The following is a 19,148-nucleotide window of genomic DNA, read 5'->3' as shown; positions in this document are numbered from 1 at the left end:
GCCTCAAACGCCCTAAGGTTTCGAAAGTCTTGTTTTCATTAGCAGGGGAGCGAACCAGCTGACCAGTTGGGTCAACACGAAGACGCTGAATACAGCCAGCGGCGCCAATGGCTTCACACCTGCAAAGGTCAGTGCAAACAGCACTGCCGTCAAAATCAATTTCCCCGCCTCGCCGGCATAAAAAGACCGGACGATGGCCTGGGCTGCTCGGGCGCCGGAAAACCGAAAGGCCCTGTGAGCAAAATACATATTGGGCAGCAAGGCTATCAGGCCTCCGCAGAGTCCCGAGTATCCCGCTACGACTCCATGCCAATACCAAAGCGCCAGTGCGGCGATCAGCAAAATGACAAATTGCGCCAATAGAACCGGGAAAACGGCCAAGCGATGGAACGACGACGTGTTTGGCGTGCGGGTTTCCACCACTCTTGCTCCTCAATGGTCGGCTGCCGGAAATCAATAACTTGGCATAATTTGTGCCGACAAAATGCGCGCAGAGTATAGGGGCGGTTCTGCCCCTATTCAACTGTCAGGTAGTGATTTCCGATCACACGCTACATAAGCAATTGTTTCAGCGGATGTGGGCAAGAACACCCTGAAGCTCATCTAGCGAGTTATAGCCGATGACCAGTTGGCCTTTACCCTTCTTGCCATGCCGAATTTGCACCGCAGAGCCCAGGCGCTCGGCCAGGCGCTGTTCGAGACGCGCGATATCCGGATCAGTTTTGACCGCTTCGACCGGTGCAGGTTTACCACTGAGCCACTGTCGAACCAGGGCCTCGGTCTGACGAACGGTTAGGCCTCGTGCGACAACGTGTCGCGCCCCTTCAACCTGTTGATTTTCCGGTAAACCGAGCAAAGCACGCGCATGCCCCATTTCGAGGTCGCCATGGGAAAGCATCGTCTTGATGACTTCCGGCAGTGCGATCAGGCGCAGCAGGTTGGACACGGTCACGCGGGATTTACCCACGGCATCGGCCACTTGTTGCTGGGTCAGCTGGAATTCCTGCTGCAAACGCTGCAAAGCGATCGCTTCTTCGATCGGATTGAGGTCTTCGCGCTGGATGTTCTCGATCAACGCCATGGCGATGGCGGTTTCATCCGGCACATCGCGCACCATCGCCGGGATGGTTTCCTTGCCGGCCTGTTGGCTCGCGCGCCAGCGGCGTTCGCCGGCGATGATTTCAAAGCGGCCGGCGCCAATCGGGCGGACCACGATCGGCTGCATCACGCCCTGGGCCTTGATCGAGTTGGCCAGTTCTTCCAGCGCCTGCGGGTCCATGTCCCGGCGCGGCTGGTATTTGCCGCGCTGGATCAGGTCCAGCGGCAGGTGCTGCAGCTCGCGCTCGTCGGCCTGTACCGCTTGTTCTTCAAGGGTCGTGACAGTCGGACCACTCAGCAGTGCATCCAGTCCACGTCCGAGACCTCGTTTCTTGACGGCCATGGGGTTTCCTTAAGTTGGCTGGGCTGCAGCGGTACGGGAGTTGCGGCGTTGACGACGAACCATCTCGCCGGCCAATGCCAGGTAGGCAATGGCGCCACGCGAGGACTTGTCATACGCCAGCGCGGGCATGCCATAGCTTGGCGCTTCGGCCAGGCGGATGTTGCGTGGGATCACGGTGTCGTACAGCTGATCGCCGAAGTGTTCCTTGAGCTGCGCCGACACATCGTTCATCAGGCTCAGGCGCGGATCGAACATGGTCCGCAGCAGGCCTTCGATCTGCAGGTTCGGGTTGAGCAGTTCGGCGATGCGCTTGATGTTATCCACAAGGTCGCTCAAGCCTTCCAGTGCGTAGTACTCGCACTGCATGGGGATAATCACGCCATCGGCGGCCACCAGCGCATTGAGCGTCAGCATCGACAGCGACGGCGGGCAGTCGATCAAGATGTAATCGTAATTCTCGCGGATCGGCGCCAAGGCGCTGCGCAGACGGCTTTCTTTCATCTGCATTTCCAGCAGCACCACTTCCGCCGCCGTCAGGTCGCGGTTGGCCGGCAGCAGTTGATAACCGCCGTGTTCAGAATAGTGCATGGCCTGGGCAAGGTCGCACTCGCCGATCAGCAAGTCGTAGACCGAGTTTTCCAGGCCGTGTTTATCCACACCGCTACCCATGGTGGCGTTGCCCTGTGGATCGAGATCGATCAACAGCACCCGGCGCTTGGTCGCGACCAGGGATGCTGCGAGGTTGATGCAGGTGGTGGTTTTACCCACGCCACCTTTCTGGTTCGCTATCGCGAATACCTTAGCCATTCTTGCTTGTGTTCCCAATCATGCCGTGCGGCGCAGTATCAGCAGATGGCGTTGGCCTTGGCAACCGGGTACGGCCAAGGCGTGTTCGCTATCGAGGTGGAAGTCTGCCGGCAATGCTAACAGCTCGTCGCTTGGATGAACGCCCTTCATTGCCAGCCAACGTGTGTCGCGGTCGCCTAAGTGGCGGGTCCAGTTGCTGAAATTCTCCATGCTGCTGAAAGCCCGGGAAACAATTCCGTTGAAAGGCTGCGGCGGCGTGAAGGCTTCGACGCGACTGTGGATAACTTGCAGGTTGTCCAGCTTCAGTTCGAGTTTGACCTGGGTCAGGAAGCGGGTCTTCTTGCCGTTACTGTCCAGGCAGGTCACTTGCGACTCGGGAAACAGGATAGCGAGCGGAATGCCAGGCATCCCGCCGCCGCTGCCGACGTCGAGCCAGCGGCCGTTTTCGATGAACGGCATCACGCTCAGGCTGTCGAGCAAGTGGCGCGAGACCATTTCGTCGGGGTCGCGCACCGCCGTCAGGTTGTAAGCCTTGTTCCATTTGATCAACAGGGCCAGGTAGCCGAGCAGCAACTCGTGCTGGGCGGGGCTCAGGTCGACACCCAACTGGCGTGCTCCTGTGGATAACTCTTCGGCGTGTTGCGAGGTGACCAACGAACTCAAGCGCTTTGCTCCAACTGACGGCCCGCGCCGCGTTTTTTCAAATGAATCATCAACAGCGAAATGGCTGCCGGGGTGACACCGGGGATCCGTGAAGCCTGGCCCAGGGTTTCCGGGCGAGTTATCCCCAGCTTGCTTTGGATTTCTTTCGACAGCCCGGAAATCCCGGTGTAATCGATATCCACAGGCAGCTTGGTGTCTTCACTGGCGCGCAGGCGAGCGATCTCGTCCTGCTGGCGATCGATATAACCGGCGTACTTGGTTTTGATCTCGACCTGTTCGGCGACCTGCGGATCGTCTGCGCCGCCGCCGGTCACTTCAATCAGACCAGCGTAGTCGATTTCCGGACGGGACAGCAGGTTCAGCAGGTTGTACTCGTGGGTCAGCGGCGTGCCGAATTTTTCGGCGATCGCGTCGCCCTGCTCGGTACCCGGGCGAACCCAGGTGCTTTTCAGGCGCTGCTCTTCCAGGTCGATACTTTCGCGTTTCTTGCAGAAAGCCGCCCAACGCGTGTCATCCACCAGACCCAACTCGCGGCCTTTTTCGGTCAGGCGCAGGTCGGCGTTGTCTTCGCGCAGGATCAGACGGTATTCCGCCCGCGAAGTGAACATCCGGTACGGTTCCTGGGTACCCAGGGTGATCAGGTCGTCGACCAACACGCCGATATACGCTTCATCGCGACGCGGGCACCAGCTGTCTTTGCCCTGCGCGCGCAACGCGGCGTTGGCCCCGGCCAGCAAACCTTGGGCGCCGGCTTCTTCGTAACCGGTGGTGCCATTGATTTGCCCGGCGAAGAACAGACCGCCGATCACTTTGGTTTCCAGGCTGTATTTCAGGTCACGCGGGTCGAAGTAGTCGTACTCGATGGCGTAGCCGGGACGCACGATGTGCGCGTTTTCCATGCCGCGAATCGATTGCACGATCTGGATTTGCACGTCGAACGGCAGGGAAGTGGAAATCCCGTTCGGGTACAGCTCGTGAGTGGTCAAGCCTTCGGGCTCGATGAAGACCTGGTGGCTTTCCTTGTCGGCAAAGCGGTGGATCTTGTCTTCGATCGACGGGCAGTAACGCGGGCCGATGCCTTCGATCACCCCGGAATACATCGGCGAACGGTCGAGGTTCGCGGCAATGATTTCGTGGGTACGCGCATTGGTGTGGGTAATCCAGCAGCTCACCTGTTTCGGGTGCTGCTCTTTCGAACCCATGAACGACATCACCGGAATCGGCGTATCACCGGCCTGCTCGGTCATCACCGAGAAATCCACCGAACGCCCATCGATCCGCGGCGGCGTCCCGGTTTTCAGGCGACCGACCCGCAGCGGCAGTTCGCGCAGGCGTTGTGCCAGGGCAATCGACGGCGGATCGCCGGCGCGGCCACCGGAATAGTTCTGCATGCCGATGTGGATAAGTCCACCGAGGAACGTGCCGGTGGTCAACACCACGGATTCAGCGAAGAAACGCAGGCCCATCTGGGTAACAACACCGCGGACCTGGTCTTGTTCGACGATCAGGTCATCGGCTGCCTGTTGAAATATCCACAGGTTCGCCTGGTTTTCCAGGGTTTCGCGTACCGCCGCCTTGTACAGGATGCGGTCGGCTTGTGCCCGGGTCGCACGCACGGCTGGGCCTTTGCGGCTGTTCAGCACACGAAATTGAATACCCCCTTTGTCGGTGGCCATGGCCATCGCGCCGCCAAGGGCGTCGATTTCCTTGACCAGATGGCTTTTGCCGATGCCGCCAATGGCAGGGTTGCAACTCATGGCACCAAGGGTTTCCACGTTGTGCGTCAGCAACAGGGTTTTTGCACCCATGCGTGCTGAGGCCAGTGCTGCCTCGGTACCGGCATGACCGCCGCCGATGACGATCACTTCAAAACGGGAAGGGAAATCCACCACGCACCTCGTGCCTGCTTATGTAGGTAATTAGGAATTGATTGATTGAGCTGGTTTTAGAGCTTTGGCGGCCAGTATAGGGACTTAGCCCTTCCTAAAGAACCCTTTGCACAAAATTTAACCAGCTGTGGATGAATCACAGACAATAGAAATTAAAAGAGAGAAAGATATTAAATCTTTGTTTTTATGTTTATTTATACTGAGCCTACTTTCTGTGGATAGATTGCTACAGCCCTTTATTTACGTAATGTACAGAGATTCAAAAGTCTGTGGTCATGTGTCCATGAGCGGCGTGGATAAGTGCTTTAAACCTGTGGATTAAACAGGCGGTTATCCACAGAGGGGTTTTCGCTCAGGTTTCAAGCCCTGTTATCAACCGGGCACAGGCGCGGTTATTCACAGGGCTTAATCCACAGAAATTGCTGCGCCAACGCAAATCGCGCCCACGGCGAGGCCACCAATGGCTGGCTCAGGAGTGCAGAAAGAGAGGAAATCGGCTGAAACAAGAGAAACAGACAGGCACGAATGGCCTGTCTGTGGACAACGAAGGTCTATTTACCGATACAGAAGCTGGAAAAGATCCGCCCCAGCAGGTCATCCGAGCTGAATGCCCCGGTGATCTCGCCCAATAGCTGCTGCGCCTGGCGTAAATCCTCAGCCAGCAGCTCACCGGCGCCAGCCAAGGTCAGCTGCGCCCGACCATGCTCCAGGGCCGCGCTGGCATGGCGCAGCGCCTCCAGGTGCCTGCGACGGGCGCTGAAGCTGCTTTCCGACGTCTGCTCATAGCCCATGCAGGCTTTGAGGTGTTCGCGCAGCAACTCCAGGCCATCCCCGGCCGACTTGGCACTCAGGCTGATCGTGACGTGGCCATCCTCGCTGGTTTCCATGGCAATGGCTTCGCCGGTCAGGTCGGCCTTGTTGCGGATCAAGGTGACTTTGGCCGGGTCGGGCCGTTGCTCGAGGAATTCCGGCCACAGGGCGAAAGGGTCCACCGCCTCCGGCGCAGTGGCGTCTACCACCAGCAGCACGCGGTCGGCTTCGCCGATGGCCTTGAGGGCGCGTTCCACGCCGATCTTTTCCACCTGGTCGTCGGTGTCACGCAGCCCGGCCGTATCGACGACGTGCAGCGGCATGCCGTCGATGTGGATATGTTCGCGCAGGATATCCCGGGTGGTGCCGGCAATCTCGGTGACGATCGCCGCTTCACGGCCGGCCAGGGCATTGAGCAGGCTGGATTTGCCCGCATTGGGGCGCCCGGCAATCACCACGGTCATGCCGTCGCGCAACAACGCGCCCTGCCCGGCTTCGCGCAGTACTGTGGATAACTCGTCGCGGACTTTATCCAGCATCGCCAACACATGGCCATCGGCGAGGAAGTCGATTTCTTCTTCCGGAAAATCAATTGCCGCCTCCACATAGATGCGCAGGCTGATCAGTTGCTCGGTCAAGTTATGCACGCGCTGGGAAAACGCGCCCTGCAGTGAGCGCAAGGCGTTGCGCGCCGCCTGTGCAGAACTGGCCTCGATCAAATCGGCAATGGCTTCGGCCTGGGCCAGGTCGAGTTTGTCGTTGAGGAATGCACGCTCGCTGAATTCTCCCGGCCGGGCCAGGCGACAGCCCAGTTGCAGGCAGCGCTGCAGCAGCATATCCAGCACGACGGGGCCGCCGTGACCCTGCAATTCAAGGACGTCTTCACCGGTAAAGGAATTCGGCCCCGGGAAATAGAGGGCCAGGCCTTCGTCCAGCACCTGGTTATCCGCATCCAGAAACGCGCCGTAATGGGCGTAGCGCGGTTTCAACTCACGACCGCTGATGGCCTTGGCAGCCATGCCGGCGAGCGGCCCGGAAATTCGAACGATACCGACACCGCCGCGACCTTGGGCGGTAGCGACAGCAGCGATGGTTTCACGAGGAGCGCTCATCAGCAGGTTCCAGAACAAAAGTGACGGAAAGCAAAACGCCCCACTAGGGGGCGTCTTGAGTGGTTATCCACAGAGTAAGTTACGCCGCGGCTTTTTTGGTAGCCGCTTCGATCTTACGTGTGATGTACCACTGTTGAGAGATCGACAACACGTTGTTGACCACCCAGTACAGCACCAGACCAGCCGGGAACCACAGGAAGAAGAAGGTGAAGATGATTGGCATCATTTTCATTACCTTGGCCTGCATCGGATCCGGCGGAGTCGGGTTCAGGCGCTGCTGGATGAACATGGTCGCGCCCATGATGATCGGCAGGATAAAGAACGGGTCTTTGATCGACAGGTCAGTTATCCACAGCATGAACGGTGCCTGGCGCATTTCCACGCTTTCCAGGAGTACCCAGTACAGCGACAGGAATACCGGCATCTGCACCAGAATCGGCAAGCATCCACCCAGCGGGTTGATCTTCTCTTTCTTGTACAGCTCCATCATGGCCTGCGACATTTTCTGCCGGTCGTCGCCATGTTGTTCTTTCAGCGCGGCCAGTTTCGGGGCCACGGCACGCATGCGCGCCATCGACTTGTAGCTGGCGGCCGACAGTGGGAAGAAGATCCCCTTGATCAGCATCGTCAGGAAGATGATCGAGAAGCCCCAGTTGCCGACGATGCTGTGGATATGTTGCAGCAGCCAGAAGATCGGCTGGGCAATGAACCACAGGATGCCGTAATCCACAGTCAGTTCCAGACCTGGGGATAACTCTTTGAGCACTGCCTGGCTTTTCGGGCCGGCGTACAGGGTCGCGGTGGTTTCAGCCTTGGCGCCTGGAGCAACGGTCAACGTCGGGCCAGTAAAGCCGATGATGTAGTTGCCCTGGCTGTCCTTGCGGGTTTGCACCAGGTTGGCTTCACCCTTGTTCGGGATCCACGCGGTCACGAAGTAGTGTTGCAACCAGGCAACCCAACCACCCTGCACGGTTTCTTTCAGCGCGCCCTTGTCGATATCTTTCATCGACACTTTTTTGTACGGCTCGTTACTTGTCCACAGGGCGGCGCCCAGGTAAGTCGCGGTGCCGGTGGCGGTGCTGGAAGAAGGATCGGCGCTGCCATCACGCTTGAGCTGGGCAAACAGGTTGCCGCTCCACGCTTTGTCGCTTTCGTTGTCGATCAGGTAAGTGACCTTCAAGTCGTACAAACCGCGGGTGAAGCTGAAGCGTTTGATGTAATTGACGCCGTCGAGGCTGAATTTCAGGTCGACGTTCAACTGGTTCTGGCCGTCAGCCAGTTGATAAGTCTTCTGTTCGGTCGAATAAACCGGACGACCGGTAGCACGCGCATCCGGACCGTTGGTGCCGGTCAGGCCGCTTTGTGCCAGATAAACGCGTTCGCCGCCGTTATCGAACAGCTGGAACGGAACATCCGGATGGTCTTGGCGACGTGGATACAGCGGCAGTTTCAGCTGCGCGATATCACCACCTTGTGGATCGATAGCCAGGTCGAGCACATCCGTTTTCACATGGATGAGGTCTTTATTGGTGACAACTGGCGTTTCTACAGGGGCGCTTGTCTCGCCATTCGCGCTGGGAACATCGGCACTCGCGGACGCATTGTTACCCAGCGGGGTGTCCGGAATAGCCGGCGCAGCCTGATTGGCAGCAACATTCTGAGTCGGCAGGGCAGCTTGGCCGTAGTCCTGGTTCCACTTAAGAACCATGACGTAGGACACGATTGCCAGGGCGACGATCAGGATCGTGCGTTTAATATCCATGATTACTCGGCCATCGAAGAAGAACGGGAGGTAGGGATAGGTGGAACCGGGTCATAACCACCGGGATTCCACGGATGACAGCGACCTAAACGACGAAAGGTCAGCCAGCCACCGCGCAGAAGACCATGATTTTCTATGGCCTCTAACGCGTAGCAGGAACAACTGGGGTAGAAACGACAGTGGTTGGCCATCAGAGGACTAATGGCATAGCGGTAAAACTGGATCGGAACGAGTGCCAGTTTACGCATCAAGGCTGTCTACCCCTACAGTTTCGGTGCTGACTGCTGGTGCTGGTTTGTTGGTACGCGCCAGACGTTTCCAGAGCTTGCCGAAATGCTGAATCAATTCGGGGTTTTCTACGTCCCCCAAGCCTTTGCGCGCGACGATAACAATATCCCAACCAACCAGAGTGTCCTGGTGGAGGCGAAACGATTCGCGCATCAGACGCTTGAGGCGATTGCGCTCAACGGAGAGCTTTACGCTCTTCTTGCCGATCACCAACCCGAGACGGGGGTGATCCAGATCGTTGTTACGCGCAAGGAGCAGGAGATTTTTCCCCGGAACCTTGCCGGTGGGGGAGTCAAAGACTGCCTTGAAGTGCCGGGGGGTAAGCAGACGCTTTTCCCGACTGAAGTCCTGACTCACCACCAGTACCGGATTATCAAACTGCCAGACGCGCACGACCTTTGGCGCGGCGACGCGACAGGACAGCACGGCCGTTCTTGGTAGCCATGCGAGCACGGAAGCCGTGGGTACGGGCGCGTTTGATGGTGCTTGGTTGGAAAGTACGTTTCATGGCGTTGTTACCTGGTTCGTCCACAACGGGCCGGAATGGCCCCCGTTTTAAGAGACCGGCGATTCTAGAGAAAGCAAGCCTCTAGGTCAATTTCCAACCAGCTTTTCCTTCAATTAGATCTTTACAGGCAATCCGCCCTTTTTTGTCCAGCGAGCTTCCAAGGGCAATGCCATAGATATAAAAATAAAGAAGGAAGTTATTTAAAGCTTTTCTGTAAAGCTTATAAAAGCTAGGCAGGCATTCCTCTGTGGATAACTGCCTTAAGGCCTTATTCCACGTGATGTACAGAGAATGACAACACGGGGGAGAAACGGTGCTCTGCCTGTGCTGCGCTGTCGGATAAGCTGTGGGTGGAATGGGTTGTTATCCACAGGCCAGTTACCCACAGACTTTCGACCCCACTTGTGCAACGAGCTCAGGGGCGCTTATCCACAGAGCTTATGCACAGACCATTGGTCGCCTTTATTCACGTTAAGGCGTTGATTTTGGCTGGCCTGTGCGCAACCTACATGTGGATAAGTGGGCGGCCGACCGCTACAATGGCGGCTGTTTTTGCCTCACCGGCTTTCAACTTAGGGGATATCCGTGTCAGTGGAACTTTGGCAGCAGTGCGTAGAGCTTTTGCGCGATGAGCTGCCTGCCCAGCAATTCAACACCTGGATCCGTCCGCTACAGGTCGAAGCCGAAGGCGACGAGTTGCGCGTCTACGCACCCAACCGTTTTGTTCTCGACTGGGTCAACGAGAAGTACCTGAGCCGCGTTCTCGAATTGCTCGATGAACATGGCAACGGCCTCGCGCCCGTGCTCTCCTTATTAATAGGCAGCAAACGTAGCTCCGCGCCTCGCGCTGCGCCGAATGCGCCATTGGCGGCTGCCGCGTCGCAAGCCCAGGCGGTGACGGCTCCGGTCAACCACGCGCCGGCTCCCGCGCCGACGCCTTCGAAATCGTCGGCCCAGAAAAACGCGCCGGCCAATGAAGAGCCGTCCCGCGACAGCTTCGATCCGATGGCGGGTGCCAGTTCCCAGCAAGCACCGGTTCGCGCCGAGCAGCGCACCGTGCAGGTCGAAGGCGCGCTCAAGCACACCAGCTACCTGAACCGCACCTTTACCTTTGAGAACTTCGTCGAGGGTAAATCCAACCAGCTGGCCCGCGCGGCCGCCTGGCAAGTCGCCGACAACCCCAAGCACGGTTACAACCCGCTGTTCCTTTATGGTGGCGTTGGCCTGGGTAAGACGCACTTGATGCACGCGGTGGGTAACCATCTATTAAAGAAGAACCCGAATGCCAAGGTCGTGTACCTGCACTCGGAGCGCTTCGTGGCTGACATGGTCAAGGCCCTGCAGCTCAACGCTATCAACGAGTTCAAGCGGTTCTACCGTTCCGTGGATGCCTTGCTGATCGATGACATTCAATTCTTCGCGCGCAAGGAACGTTCCCAGGAAGAGTTTTTCCACACCTTCAACGCCCTGCTCGAAGGCGGCCAGCAGGTCATCTTGACCAGCGACCGCTACCCGAAGGAAATCGAAGGCCTGGAAGAACGCTTGAAGTCGCGCTTCGGCTGGGGCCTGACCGTGGCGGTCGAGCCACCGGAGCTGGAAACCCGCGTGGCGATCCTGATGAAAAAGGCCGATCAGGCCAAAGTCGATCTGCCCCACGACGCCGCGTTCTTCATCGCCCAACGCATTCGCTCCAACGTGCGTGAGCTGGAAGGCGCGCTCAAGCGGGTCATCGCGCACTCGCACTTCATGGGCCGCGACATCACCATCGAGCTGATTCGCGAATCCCTGAAAGACCTGCTGGCTCTGCAGGACAAACTGGTAAGTGTGGATAACATCCAACGCACCGTGGCCGAGTACTACAAGATCAAGATTTCCGATCTGCTGTCCAAGCGCCGTTCGCGCTCGGTGGCACGTCCGCGTCAGGTGGCCATGGCACTCTCCAAAGAGTTGACCAACCACAGCCTGCCGGAAATCGGCGATGTCTTCGGTGGTCGCGACCACACCACGGTCTTGCACGCATGCCGCAAGATCAACGAGCTTAAGGAATCCGACGCGGATATTCGCGAGGACTACAAGAACCTGCTGCGTACACTGACTACTTGATGACACCAGCGCAGCTTATTAAGGCAAGGGACTAGACCATGCACTTCACCATTCAACGCGAAGCCCTGTTGAAACCCCTGCAACTGGTCGCAGGCGTCGTCGAGCGCCGACAGACCTTGCCGGTGCTTTCCAACGTATTGCTGGTTGTCGAGGGCCAGCAATTGTCCTTGACCGGCACCGACCTGGAAGTCGAACTGGTGGGTCGCGTTCAGCTGGAAGAGCCCGCTGAACCTGGCGAGATCACCGTGCCCGCGCGCAAGCTGATGGATATCTGCAAAAGCTTGCCCAACGACGCGCTGATCGACATCAAGGTCGATGAGCAGAAGCTGGTGGTCAAGGCCGGCCGCAGTCGCTTCACCTTGTCGACGTTGCCGGCCAATGACTTCCCGACTGTGGAAGAAGGCCCGGGTTCGCTGACCTGCAGCCTGGAGCAAAGCAAACTGCGCCGTTTGATCGAGCGCACCAGCTTCGCCATGGCCCAGCAGGACGTGCGCTATTACCTCAACGGTATGTTGCTGGAAGTGTCGGAAGGCATTATTCGCGCCGTGGCCACCGACGGTCACCGCCTGGCCATGTGTTCGATGAAGGCCGATATCGGTCAGCCGGACCGTCATCAGGTGATCGTGCCGCGCAAAGGTATCCTTGAACTGGCGCGTCTGCTCACCGAGCCGGACGGTATTGTCAGCATCGTCCTGGGCCAGCATCACATCCGCGCCACCACCGGCGAGTTCACCTTCACCTCCAAGCTGGTTGACGGCAAGTTCCCGGATTACGAGCGTGTACTGCCTAAGGGTGGCGACAAGCTGGTGGTCGGTGATCGTCAGGCCCTGCGTGAGGCGTTCAGCCGTACTGCGATTCTGTCCAACGAAAAGTACCGGGGTATTCGCCTGCAATTGGCCAACGGCCAACTGAAAATCCAGGCCAACAACCCGGAACAGGAAGAAGCGGAAGAAGAAGTGGGCGTCGACTACAACGGCGGTTCGCTGGAAATCGGCTTCAACGTGAGCTACTTGCTCGACGTGCTGGGTGTGATGACCACCGAACAGGTTCGCCTGATTCTGTCCGACTCCAACAGCAGTGCGCTGGTGCAAGAATCCGATAACGATGACTCGGCTTACGTTGTTATGCCGATGCGTCTGTAATCATGCTCAGCAGAAGCTAGATGTCCCTCAGTCGCGTCTCGGTCACCGCGGTGCGCAATCTGCACCCGGTGACCTTCTCCCCCTCCCCCCGCATCAATATCCTCCACGGCGCCAACGGCAGTGGCAAAACCAGCGTGCTGGAAGCCATCCATTTGTTGGGGCTTGCCCGGTCTTTCCGCAGTGCCCGCCTGTTGCCGGTGATTCAGTACGAACAACTGGCGTGTACGGTGTTTGGCCAGGTCGAGTTGGCTGAAGGTGGCCATAGCAGCCTGGGGATATCCCGTGATCGCGGGGGCGAGTTTCAGATCCGCATCGACGGGCAAAATGCTCGCAGCGCGGCGCAGTTGGCGGAAATCCTGCCGCTGCAACTGATCAACCCCGACAGTTTCCGTTTGCTCGAAGGCGCGCCGAAAATCCGTCGGCAGTTCCTCGATTGGGGAGTGTTCCACGTGGAACCGCGCTTCATGGCCACTTGGCAGCGCCTGCAGAAGGCCTTGCGGCAGCGGAACTCATGGCTGCGGCATGGTACACTTGACGCCGCGTCGCAAGCAGCCTGGGACCGGGAACTGTGCCTGGCCAGCGACGAAATAGATGAATACCGCCGCGCCTATATCAAAGCCTTGAAACCAGTCTTTGAGCAGACCTTGAGTGAGCTGTTGGACCTCGAAGGGCTGACGCTGAGCTACTACCGCGGTTGGGACAAAGAGCGTGAACTGAGTGCAGTGCTCGCCACGTCCTTGCAGCGGGATCAGCAAATCGGCCACACCCAGGCCGGCCCCCAGCGCGCTGATTTGCGTCTTAGGTTAGGCGCACATAATGCCGCGGATATCTTGTCCCGCGGCCAGCAGAAGCTGGTGGTATGTGCATTGCGTATCGCCCAAGGGCATTTGGTTAGCCAGGCCCGGCGCGGTCAATGTATTTATCTGGTGGATGATTTGCCGTCAGAACTCGACGAGCAACACCGCCGAGCGTTATGCCGCTTGTTGGAAGACTTACGCTGCCAGGTGTTTATCACCTGTGTAGACCACGAATTATTGAGGGAAGGCTGGCAGACGGAAACGCCAGTCGCTTTGTTCCACGTGGAACAAGGCCGTATCACCCAGACCCACGACCATCGGGAGTGAAGGCATGAGCGAAGAAAACACGTACGACTCGACCAGCATTAAAGTGCTGAAAGGTTTGGATGCCGTACGCAAACGTCCCGGTATGTACATTGGCGACACCGATGATGGTAGCGGTCTGCACCACATGGTGTTCGAGGTGGTCGACAACTCCATCGACGAAGCTCTCGCCGGTCACTGCGACGACATCAGCATTATCATTCACCCGGATGAGTCCATCACCGTGCGCGACAACGGTCGTGGCATTCCGGTAGACGTGCATAAAGAAGAAGGCGTTTCGGCGGCAGAGGTCATCATGACCGTGCTCCACGCCGGCGGTAAGTTCGACGACAACTCGTACAAAGTATCCGGTGGTTTGCACGGCGTAGGTGTTTCCGTAGTAAACGCCCTCTCCGAATTGCTGGTGCTGACTGTGCGTCGCAGCGGAAAGATTTGGGAGCAGACCTACGTTCACGGTGTTCCGCAGGAACCGATGAAGGTTGTTGGCGAAAGCGAAACTACCGGTACCCAGATTCACTTCCGTCCTTCTGACGAAACCTTCAAGAACATCCACTTCAGCTGGGACATCCTGGCCAAGCGGATTCGTGAACTGTCCTTCCTCAACTCCGGTGTCGGCATCGTCCTCAAGGATGAGCGCAGCGGCAAGGAAGAGCTGTTCAAGTACGAAGGCGGCCTGCGTGCGTTCGTTGAATACCTGAACACCAACAAGACTCCGGTCAACCAGGTGTTCCACTTCAACGTCCAGCGTGAAGACGGCATCGGCGTGGAAATCGCCCTGCAGTGGAACGACAGCTTCAACGAGAACCTGTTGTGCTTCACCAACAACATTCCGCAGCGCGACGGCGGTACTCACCTGGTGGGTTTCCGTTCCGCGCTGACGCGTAACCTGAACACCTACATCGAAGCCGAAGGCCTGGCCAAGAAGCACAAAGTTGCCACCACCGGTGACGATGCGCGTGAAGGTCTGACTGCGATTATTTCGGTGAAAGTACCGGACCCTAAGTTCAGCTCCCAGACCAAAGACAAGCTGGTGTCTTCCGAAGTGAAGACCGCCGTGGAACAGGAGATGGGCAAGTACTTCTCCGACTTCCTGCTGGAAAACCCGAACGAAGCCAAGCTGGTTGTCGGCAAGATGATCGACGCAGCGCGTGCCCGTGAAGCCGCGCGTAAAGCCCGTGAGATGACCCGCCGCAAAGGCGCGCTGGACATCGCCGGCCTGCCGGGCAAACTGGCTGACTGCCAGGAGAAGGACCCTGCCCTCTCCGAGCTGTACCTGGTGGAAGGTGACTCTGCTGGCGGTTCCGCCAAGCAGGGCCGTAACCGTCGCACCCAGGCCATCCTGCCGTTGAAGGGTAAGATCCTCAACGTCGAGAAAGCACGCTTCGACAAGATGATTTCCTCCCAGGAAGTCGGCACCTTGATCACGGCATTGGGCTGCGGTATCGGCCGCGACGAGTACAACATCGACAAGCTGCGCTATCACAACATCATCATCATGACCGATGCTGACGTCGACGGTTCGCACATCCGTACCCTGCTGCTGACCTTCTTCTTCCGTCAGTTGCCGGAGCTGATCGAGCGCGGCTACATCTACATCGCCCAGCCGCCGTTGTACAAAGTCAAAAAGGGCAAGCAAGAGCAATACATCAAAGACGACGACGCCATGGAAGAGTACATGACGCAGTCGGCCCTGGAAGACGCCAGCCTGCACTTGAACGAAGAAGCGCCGGGCATTTCCGGTGAGGCGCTGGAGCGTCTGGTCAACGACTTCCGCATGGTCATGAAGACGCTCAAGCGTCTGTCGCGCCTGTACCCTCAGGAGCTGACCGAGCACTTCATCTACCTGCCGGCCGTGAGCCTGGAGCAGTTGGGCGATCACGCAGCGATGCAGGATTGGCTGGCCCAGTACGAAGTGCGTCTGCGCACCGTCGAGAAATCCGGCCTGGTGTACAAAGCCAGCCTGCGCGAAGACCGTGAACGTAACGTGTGGCTGCCCGAGGTCGAATTGATCTCCCACGGCCTGTCCAACTACGTCACCTTCAACCGCGACTTCTTCGGCAGCAACGACTACAAAACCGTCGTCACCCTGGGCGCACAACTGAGCACCCTGTTGGACGACGGCGCTTATATCCAACGTGGCGAACGCAAGAAGCAGGTCAGGGAATTCAAGGAAGCCCTTGACTGGCTGATGGCCGAAAGCACCAAGCGTCACACCATCCAGCGCTACAAAGGTCTGGGCGAGATGAACCCGGATCAACTGTGGGAAACCACCATGGACCCCGCTCAGCGCCGTATGCTGCGCGTGACCATCGAAGACGCCATTGGCGCAGACCAGATCTTCAACACCCTGATGGGTGATGCGGTCGAGCCTCGCCGTGACTTCATCGAGAGCAATGCTTTGGCGGTGTCTAACCTGGATTTCTGATCGGGTTGTCGATGGGCACATTAAGTGTCGCAAGTGGGCGGGTTATTGTCGTCCACTAAAACAAACCCCGGCCTGAGTGTCGGGGTTTGTTTTGTGGAGAGTAAGCCATTATATGGCTGAGCATGGTGAAGGTCTCGTCGAAACGAACTGCGCCCTTGATTGGCTGAATGGCTGCTATGTGTTGGTAAAGTTATTTGCGCTTTCGGCTTAGACGATCAATAGCCCCTGGTAACACTATTGCCGGGGGCTTGCTCTTTAATCTTACCCCTAGGCATAGAGTGATAGCTTGTGATGGCATATTGCCTTTAATGTGGCTTTTGAGTGTGAAGAGAACCCACCGCATGGCAGAGTGGCACTGTTAATATCTACATCTGTTCAGAAATTATCGCAGCGCCCACAGGGACGCCAGGGTTCAGCATGCTCAAGCTCGAAGACATTAAGAAGGACGCACAGGTTAAGGGTATCCAAGCAAGCGAAATCGTCCGTGTGGTTACGGTTGAGCCTGTTGGCGACAATGCCATTACCGTTTACTTCAAAGACAGCCAAGGTCGATTGGGCGAGCAGATGTTGTTCCGTTCTGACGAAGTTCGTCTGGCGCTAGCTCAAGTAGGTAGACCTTGGTCATTTGATGCTCCAGGTCCTGATTTCAAACTTGGATTGGAAGCCTACCGTATCAGTCTGGCCTATCTGTTCGATCCAATGATGGCGGTTCACACGTCCAATGTAGATCCACTACCCCACCAGATCTCTGCTGTTTATGAGTCGATGCTTCCGCGTCAGCCTCTGCGCTTCGTTCTTGCCGACGATCCGGGCGCGGGTAAGACAATCATGGCTGGTTTGCTGATCCGGGAGTTACTGATGCGGTCGGATGCCAAACGCATTCTGGTCGTTTCTCCCGGCTCCCTGACCGATCAGTGGCAGGATGAACTTCTTGAGAAGTTTGGCGTTAGGTTTGAGATATTCAGCCGAGAGAAGCAAGAACAATGTGCCTCGGGTAACTACTTCGAAGAAACCAATCTGCTGATAGCGCGTCTCGATCAGTTGTCACGCAGTGAAGAATTCCAGCAGAAGCTAAAGAACACTGAATGGGACCTGATCATCGTTGATGAGGCACACAAGCTTTCGGCTAACTATTTCGGCAGCAAGGTCAACAAGACCAAGCGTTTTGAGTTAGGAGAACTACTCGGCTCCATTACGCGCCACTTCTTATTGATGACGGCAACGCCGCACAACGGCAAGGAAGAAGATTTCCAGATTTGGCTCTCCCTGCTCGACGGTGACCGGTTCTACGGTAAATTCCGTGAAGGTGCACATAAGGTCGATGTGTCTGACATGATGCGTCGCATGGTAAAGGAGGAGCTGCTGAAGTTTGATGGGACCCCCCTCTTCCCCGAGCGTCGTGCCTACACAGCCAATTACGAGTTGTCAGACCTAGAGGCTGCGCTGTACCACGATGTTACCGAGTATGTGCGCAACGAGATGAATCGTGCCGACCAGCTCGACGGCAAGCGTAAAGGCACAATTGGTTTCGCACTAACACAACTCCAACGTCGTTTGGCGTCGAGCCCTGAGGCTATTTACCAATCGCTTCAGCGTCGCCGTAAGCGCATGGAAAATCGCCTCGGAGAGACCAAGCTTCTGGCTCGTGGTCTAGGCGTTGCCAGCACCCTGGGCGAATATAACGTAAAGAGACAGATCGATCTTCCAGACAATCTTGATGACCTGGATGATGAACTGAGCGCCGACGAATACGAACTCTATGCAGAGCAGGTGGTTGACCAGGCTACTGCTGCTGAGACCATTCCAGAGCTTGATGAATCGCCCCGGATTCTCTAGACACCTTGCAAGCTCATTGCGTAACGCTTTTCAAACTCTACCGGTGACAGCTGCTTGTTGAAACCATGGCGGCGTTTTACGTTGTAGAACATCTCGATGTAATCGAACACATCACTCCGAGCATCTTCCCGCGTGGTGTAGATTTTTCGCTTGATCCGTTCCCGTTTCAGAAGCTGGAAAAAGCTCTCGGCCACGGCGTTGTCATGACAGTTGCCTCGGCGACTCATACTGGCAACCAAATTGTTTGCCTTTAAAAAGCTGCGCCAATCGGAGCTGCTGTATTGGCTGCCTTGGTCGGAATGAACCATCACCTCTTGCTTCGGTTTACGCCTCCAAACCGCCATCAACAACGCATCAATGGCCAAATCACTGGTCATCTGCGACTTCATTGACCAGCCAACGACCTGACGAGAAAACAGATCCAGCACCACCGCCAAATACAACCAGCCTTCATAAGTACGAATGTAGGTGATGTCGGTGACCCAAACCTTGTTGGGTTCCACGACATCGAACTGGCGCTTCAACAAATTGGGTGAGGCGACCGCTGGCTTACCGCCGTACTTTCCTGGGCGGCGTCGGTAACCTGTCTGAGAGCGCAGCCCTTCAAGACGCATCAGCCTTGCCACGCGATGGCGCCCGCAAACTTCACCGACCTCGCGCAGATCGTCATGGATTTTGCGATAGCCATAAACGCCACCACTTTCCAGCCATGAATGCTTGATCAAACCCAGCAGTCGCTGGTCGTCTTTGGCGCGTGCAGATTGCGGCTCAGACAACCAGGCGTAATAGCCACTGGGATGGACTTTCAGCGTGAGGCAAAGCCGTCGAATGGAATAGTCGCCGGCGCGCTGCTTGATAAAGGCGTACTTCAGCCGCACTCCTTGGCAAAGTACGCGGCGGCCTTTTTTAATATGTCTCGCTCTTCAGTAACGCGCTTTAGCTCCGCTCGCAGACGACGCAGTTCAGCGTGCTGGTCATCATCCTGCTGCCGTTCTTCTTGAGGTTTGCTGTAGCGCTTTATCCAGGCATAGAGGCTATGCGTTGACACGCCGAGACGGGCCGCTACCTCAGCGACAGGCAGCTTCTTTTCGGTCACTTGATTGACTGCTTGGATTTTGAATTCTTCGGGGTAACGCGGGTTGCTCATGGCACCTCCTAATTGGCCTCAGTTTAAGGCAAAGAGGTGTCTACGAAACCCGGGGCGATTCATTATGCCTGCAAATGAGTTGTTCATACGTCTC

At 57.2% G+C, this 19,148-nt stretch carries 16 protein-coding genes; 5 read left to right on the top strand and 11 right to left on the bottom strand.

Annotation, left to right across the window (positions count from 1 at the left end; genetic code table 11):
• Positions 1-12 precede the first annotated feature (12 nt).
• The 10 genes from ACVWZP_RS20695 to rpmH form a co-directional block, all read right to left on the bottom strand.
• A complete protein-coding gene (locus ACVWZP_RS20695; protein WP_026140275.1) occupies positions 13-420 on the bottom strand; it encodes a F0F1 ATP synthase subunit I in 408 nt (135 codons plus the stop codon).
• A 148-nt stretch (positions 421-568) separates the two neighbouring features.
• Positions 569-1,441 (bottom strand): ParB/RepB/Spo0J family partition protein, encoded by an 873-nt coding sequence (locus ACVWZP_RS20690; protein WP_017848938.1) that lies wholly within the window; start codon positions 1,439-1,441, stop codon positions 569-571.
• Positions 1,442-1,450: 9 nt separating this feature from the next.
• Positions 1,451-2,248 (bottom strand): ParA family protein, encoded by a 798-nt coding sequence (locus tag ACVWZP_RS20685; RefSeq protein WP_016978715.1) that lies wholly within the window; start codon positions 2,246-2,248, stop codon positions 1,451-1,453.
• 18 nt (positions 2,249-2,266) lie between these two features.
• Positions 2,267-2,911, bottom strand: coding sequence for a 16S rRNA (guanine(527)-N(7))-methyltransferase RsmG (gene rsmG, locus ACVWZP_RS20680; protein ID WP_026140276.1), 645 nt, complete (start codon positions 2,909-2,911; stop codon positions 2,267-2,269).
• Positions 2,908-4,800, bottom strand: coding sequence for a tRNA uridine-5-carboxymethylaminomethyl(34) synthesis enzyme MnmG (gene mnmG / locus ACVWZP_RS20675; protein WP_046381580.1), 1,893 nt, complete (start codon positions 4,798-4,800; stop codon positions 2,908-2,910). The genes rsmG and mnmG overlap by 4 nt, the downstream gene beginning before the upstream one ends.
• A gap of 551 nt (positions 4,801-5,351) precedes the next feature.
• On the bottom strand, positions 5,352-6,722 hold the full coding sequence (gene mnmE / locus ACVWZP_RS20670; RefSeq protein ID WP_046381579.1) for a tRNA uridine-5-carboxymethylaminomethyl(34) synthesis GTPase MnmE: 1,371 nt from the start codon (positions 6,720-6,722) through the stop codon (positions 5,352-5,354).
• A gap of 79 nt (positions 6,723-6,801) precedes the next feature.
• Positions 6,802-8,484, bottom strand: a complete 1,683-nt coding sequence (gene yidC / locus ACVWZP_RS20665) for a membrane protein insertase YidC (protein WP_046381578.1) — start codon at positions 8,482-8,484, stop codon at positions 6,802-6,804.
• 2 nt (positions 8,485-8,486) lie between these two features.
• The gene (gene yidD / locus ACVWZP_RS20660; protein WP_003213574.1) at positions 8,487-8,732 is read right to left on the bottom strand and encodes a membrane protein insertion efficiency factor YidD; all 246 of its coding nucleotides are present in this window, start codon (positions 8,730-8,732) and stop codon (positions 8,487-8,489) included.
• Positions 8,725-9,129 carry a ribonuclease P protein component gene (gene rnpA, locus ACVWZP_RS20655; RefSeq protein WP_010565857.1) on the bottom strand — a complete coding sequence of 135 codons (405 nt, stop codon included), beginning with the start codon at positions 9,127-9,129 and terminating at the stop codon, positions 8,725-8,727. The genes yidD and rnpA overlap by 8 nt, the downstream gene beginning before the upstream one ends.
• A gap of 16 nt (positions 9,130-9,145) precedes the next feature.
• Positions 9,146-9,280, bottom strand: a complete 135-nt coding sequence (gene rpmH, locus ACVWZP_RS20650) for a 50S ribosomal protein L34 (protein ID WP_003213577.1) — start codon at positions 9,278-9,280, stop codon at positions 9,146-9,148.
• A gap of 585 nt (positions 9,281-9,865) precedes the next feature.
• On the opposite strand from rpmH, the gene dnaA reads away from it, so the two are divergent.
• From dnaA to ACVWZP_RS20625, 5 genes are all read left to right on the top strand, one after another.
• On the top strand, positions 9,866-11,383 hold the full coding sequence (gene dnaA / locus ACVWZP_RS20645) for a chromosomal replication initiator protein DnaA (protein ID WP_026140277.1): 1,518 nt from the start codon (positions 9,866-9,868) through the stop codon (positions 11,381-11,383).
• A 38-nt stretch (positions 11,384-11,421) separates the two neighbouring features.
• The gene (dnaN, locus tag ACVWZP_RS20640) at positions 11,422-12,525 is read left to right on the top strand and encodes a DNA polymerase III subunit beta (protein ID WP_017848945.1); all 1,104 of its coding nucleotides are present in this window, start codon (positions 11,422-11,424) and stop codon (positions 12,523-12,525) included.
• 20 nt (positions 12,526-12,545) lie between these two features.
• A complete protein-coding gene (gene recF, locus ACVWZP_RS20635) occupies positions 12,546-13,649 on the top strand; it encodes a DNA replication/repair protein RecF (protein WP_010565854.1) in 1,104 nt (367 codons plus the stop codon).
• Between the two features lie 4 nt (positions 13,650-13,653).
• Positions 13,654-16,071 carry a DNA topoisomerase (ATP-hydrolyzing) subunit B gene (gene gyrB / locus ACVWZP_RS20630; RefSeq protein ID WP_017848946.1) on the top strand — a complete coding sequence of 806 codons (2,418 nt, stop codon included), beginning with the start codon at positions 13,654-13,656 and terminating at the stop codon, positions 16,069-16,071.
• 417 nt (positions 16,072-16,488) lie between these two features.
• On the top strand, positions 16,489-17,907 hold the full coding sequence (locus ACVWZP_RS20625) for a DEAD/DEAH box helicase (protein ID WP_457370110.1): 1,419 nt from the start codon (positions 16,489-16,491) through the stop codon (positions 17,905-17,907).
• Here ACVWZP_RS20625 and ACVWZP_RS20620 read toward each other — a convergent pair.
• Positions 17,904-19,054, bottom strand: a protein-coding gene (locus ACVWZP_RS20620) for an IS3 family transposase (RefSeq protein WP_457369968.1) whose coding sequence is annotated in 2 segments (ribosomal slippage) — positions 17,904-18,817 and positions 18,817-19,054 — 1,152 coding nt in all. Because the reading frame shifts where the segments join, the coding sequence is not laid out codon by codon here. The two genes, ACVWZP_RS20625 and ACVWZP_RS20620, sit on opposite strands and share 4 nt — an antisense overlap.
• Positions 19,055-19,148 lie beyond the last annotated feature (94 nt).

It is taken from the genome of Pseudomonas sp. TE36184, assembly GCF_054060055.1.
Note: the sequence above shows the minus strand (reverse complement) of the source record. Positions and strands in the feature narration are given on the sequence as shown.

Bases quoted from the DNA above. Each gene is read 5' to 3' on its own strand.
- ACVWZP_RS20690 (WP_017848938.1), bottom strand. From the start codon at position 1,441: ATGGCCGTCAAGAAACGAGGTCTCGGACGTGGACTGGATGCACTGCTG.
- ACVWZP_RS20685 (WP_016978715.1), bottom strand. From the start codon at position 2,248: ATGGCTAAGGTATTCGCGATAGCGAACCAGAAAGGTGGCGTGGGTAAA.
- mnmE (WP_046381579.1), bottom strand. From the start codon at position 6,722: ATGAGCGCTCCTCGTGAAACCATCGCTGCTGTCGCTACCGCCCAAGGT.
- yidC (WP_046381578.1), bottom strand. From the start codon at position 8,484: ATGGATATTAAACGCACGATCCTGATCGTCGCCCTGGCAATCGTGTCC.
- yidD (WP_003213574.1), bottom strand. From the start codon at position 8,732: ATGCGTAAACTGGCACTCGTTCCGATCCAGTTTTACCGCTATGCCATT.
- rpmH (WP_003213577.1), bottom strand. From the start codon at position 9,280: ATGAAACGTACTTTCCAACCAAGCACCATCAAACGCGCCCGTACCCAC.
- dnaN (WP_017848945.1), top strand. From the start codon at position 11,422: ATGCACTTCACCATTCAACGCGAAGCCCTGTTGAAACCCCTGCAACTG.
- recF (WP_010565854.1), top strand. From the start codon at position 12,546: ATGTCCCTCAGTCGCGTCTCGGTCACCGCGGTGCGCAATCTGCACCCG.
- gyrB (WP_017848946.1), top strand. From the start codon at position 13,654: ATGAGCGAAGAAAACACGTACGACTCGACCAGCATTAAAGTGCTGAAA.
- ACVWZP_RS20625 (WP_457370110.1), top strand. From the start codon at position 16,489: ATGCTCAAGCTCGAAGACATTAAGAAGGACGCACAGGTTAAGGGTATC.